Here is a 2,623-nt window from a genome sequence, read left to right as displayed (position 1 = left end):
CGCGGTGGGGCGGCCCCGCGGCTTGGGCCCGCCGGTCATGCGCTCACGCCATCTGCGGCTTCAGCCGGCTGCGGCGGGAAGGGGATCGCGATGCCCGGGGCGCCGGGCCCGAGCAGAGCCGAGCCGATGGACGGCCAGTGGTAGCTGGCATAGGCGTCGTAGGTCATGCCGTCCTGCGACACGGCTCGAGCCCGATGGTGCTGATCTCCGACAAGCGGGTGAAACGCGACGAGAGCGAGCGCGAGGCCGTGCCAGCGGGCAGGCGGACGTATGGCCGTCGGAGCGGTGTCTTCAGCTTGCCGATCGCCGACGTTTGGTACGGGGCTGCGGGGCCTTTGGGGGAGGACCTTCCTGCGCCAGGGGAGGCGCCTTGACGGCAAGCTCCTGGTTCTCCAGGATCACCACGGCCGGCTCGTCTTCAGCCTCCTCGGCCCCGTCGGGTTTCGCGGCGGCGGTGTTCAGGCGTCCCTGCCATGCGCGCGCCCCCGTCCAGTTCTCGATGGCCAGCCATGTCGACAGGACGAAGCTGATCGTGAGCGCGGCGATGAACCATTTCTGCGAATTGATCAGCGCCGGATCGTACCAGTGCTTGTCGAGAAGTTCCTGCGGCTCGACATAGGTGACATCGGTCGCCATGCCGGCGGCCACGATAGGCAGCGCCCAAAGCGCGGCGACGAAGCCGAATGAGGACCAGCCCAGGAACTGGCTGAACCAGAAGGCGCTTTCGGCGGGATCCTTGTCGGAAAGCGTGCGGGCCCAACGCGCCTGGCCGAGCATCATCGCGAGCATGACGATGATGACGATCGGGCCGATGTTGAGCACGCCGGCGATGCCGAGCTTAGCGCCAAGCACATCGCCGGTCTCTTCGGCGGTTTCGCCTGTCGCCAGCGTGGCGAGCTTGTCGCGCGCTATCGAGCGCGGCAGGAGCGCGATATCCTGCGGTATCTGCACGCCGTCGGACAACAGCCCGAGCTGCTTCTGCGCCCTGACGTAGAAATTGAGCCACAAGGGCGTCACATCCTGCGCCGTCGCCGCCGAACAGCCGATGCTGGCGACGAGGCTGGAGCGCCGCTGTTGCTCCCAGCTTTCCGAGCGGAAGACAAGATCGCAGAGCCCTGTCTTCGGGTCCGGCTCGCCAATCTCGACCGTCAGGTCCTTCGCGGCGATCAGGCCGTTCCAGGCCGGCATGTTTTGCGCGTCGTCCACGAACTTGGCGAATTGCGCGGGATTGAGTGTAAGCACCGTGTAGGACACTGCCGGCCAGTTGGAATTGGCGAGCCCGTTGAGCTCCAGCATCGTCAGGTCCGGGCTGGTCAGACGAATCGAGGTGGTTTGCCCATTTGCGCTGGCGGCAAGCATTTCCGGCACGAATCCCATGGCCTTCAAGGCCTCCGCCTCCGCGGCGGGCGCCTTGGCGAAGGCGGGCGCAAGCTGCGCGCGATAAACCTGCGTTGCGTTGGCCCCGATGTCGCCAATCAACTCGTCATAGAGCCGATTGAGCCGGTTCAGCCCCTCGAGCACGCGCGAATAGCGGAAAGGCGGGTGATAGGACACCGCGGTCGCGATCACCGTCGCGGCGAGCAGCAGCAGCACCCGCGAAAGCGTTTGAAGGCTGTCCAGCGTCTTTGCCATGTGGATGTCTCCGGATGGCGTGACCGGCACGACGTTAGGCCTGGCGGGATGCGGGAGCCAGACCTTCCGGCCGGATCATGCCGGTAACCTTTCGAAAGTCTAAGCGCACTTTTAAGTTGCGCATGTGAACAGCCTCACATGCCGATTGCGCTTTCCCTTCTATGCCGCATTCGGGCTGGCTTGGAGACGCACGAATGACGCTTGGCGATCTGTCCTTCTGTCTGTTCACCCTGTTCAACGGCCTGCGCGTCGTCTCTTACCTGCCGCAGATCCTGCGCGTGGCGCGCGACGAGAACGGCGCTTCGGCGATTTCCTACACGACCTGGCTGCTGTGGACGGGCGCCAACGCCACCACCGGCCTCTATGCCGGCGTCAATCTCGACGACCCGATGCTGGCCGCGATCAACTGGCTGAATGCCGTCTGCTGCGCGCTGGTTATCGTGCTGACGGCCTGGAAGCGGCGGGCGAGGGCGGTCGACACCGTGTCCGCGGATGGTTCCGCTCACACGCCGGTGATGATGGACAATCTGTCGGCCTGAACGCGCCGCCTGGTGAGTGCTCGAGCTTCAGCGGGTATCGGTTGCAGCGGCCGCCCGCTCTTCGGGCGGCCGCGTTCTTACCGGCGTCACGCCATCTGCAGCTTCTGCCGGCTCGGCTGCGGCGGGAAGGCGATGGCGATGCCGGCGGCGCCCAGCCCGATCAGCGCGGAACCGATGAACAGCCAGTGGTAGCTGGCAGTGGCGTCGTAGATCATGCCGCCGGCGAGCGGTCCGAGCGACATGCCGAGGCTGGACAGCAGCGTCGCCGCGCCAAGCACCGTGCCGATGATGCGCAGGCCGAAATATTCGCGCGCCAGCACCGCGTAGAGCGGCATCACGCCACCATAGGTGGCGCCGAAGATGACGGCCAGGAGGTAGAACTGCTCGATCCGGCCGACGGCGAGGTAGGCGGCGATCACCAGCCCCTGGATCGCGAGCCCGGCGACCAGCAC

4 protein-coding genes are annotated in these 2,623 nt (G+C 66.1%); 1 reads left to right on the top strand and 3 read right to left on the bottom strand.

Features of this window, described 5'->3' with window-relative positions; genetic code table 11:
- Nucleotides 1-35 precede the first annotated feature (35 nt).
- Together EOA27_RS43025 and EOA27_RS31195 are read right to left on the bottom strand one after the other, a co-directional pair.
- Nucleotides 36-167 carry a hypothetical protein gene (locus tag EOA27_RS43025; RefSeq protein WP_281059493.1) on the bottom strand — a complete coding sequence of 44 codons (132 nt, stop codon included), beginning with the start codon at nt 165-167 and terminating at the stop codon, nt 36-38.
- Nucleotides 168-291: 124 nt separating this feature from the next.
- Complete coding sequence (locus EOA27_RS31195; RefSeq protein ID WP_127258065.1) at nt 292-1,632, bottom strand: hypothetical protein; 1,341 nt, start codon at nt 1,630-1,632, stop codon at nt 292-294.
- A 194-nt stretch (nt 1,633-1,826) separates the two neighbouring features.
- On the opposite strand from EOA27_RS31195, the gene EOA27_RS31190 reads away from it, so the two are divergent.
- Nucleotides 1,827-2,171 carry a hypothetical protein gene (locus EOA27_RS31190; protein ID WP_126083342.1) on the top strand — a complete coding sequence of 115 codons (345 nt, stop codon included), beginning with the start codon at nt 1,827-1,829 and terminating at the stop codon, nt 2,169-2,171.
- An 86-nt stretch (nt 2,172-2,257) separates the two neighbouring features.
- On the opposite strand, the gene EOA27_RS31185 is transcribed toward EOA27_RS31190, so the two are convergent.
- Nucleotides 2,258-2,623, bottom strand: a 366-nt coding sequence (locus EOA27_RS31185; protein ID WP_145970651.1) for an MFS transporter, incomplete at its 5' end; no start/stop codon positions are given.

Origin of the sequence: Mesorhizobium sp. M2A.F.Ca.ET.037.01.1.1 (genome assembly GCF_003998075.1) — a bacterium.
Classification (GTDB): domain Bacteria; phylum Pseudomonadota; class Alphaproteobacteria; order Rhizobiales; family Rhizobiaceae; genus Mesorhizobium.
This window is presented reverse-complemented; position numbering and strand designations above follow the sequence as displayed.

Coding starts and splice junctions, on each gene's coding strand:
- EOA27_RS43025 (WP_281059493.1), bottom strand. CDS start 167: ATGACCTACGACGCCTATGCCAGCTACCACTGGCCGTCCATCGGCTCG.
- EOA27_RS31195 (WP_127258065.1), bottom strand. CDS start 1,632: ATGGCAAAGACGCTGGACAGCCTTCAAACGCTTTCGCGGGTGCTGCTG.
- EOA27_RS31190 (WP_126083342.1), top strand. CDS start 1,827: ATGACGCTTGGCGATCTGTCCTTCTGTCTGTTCACCCTGTTCAACGGC.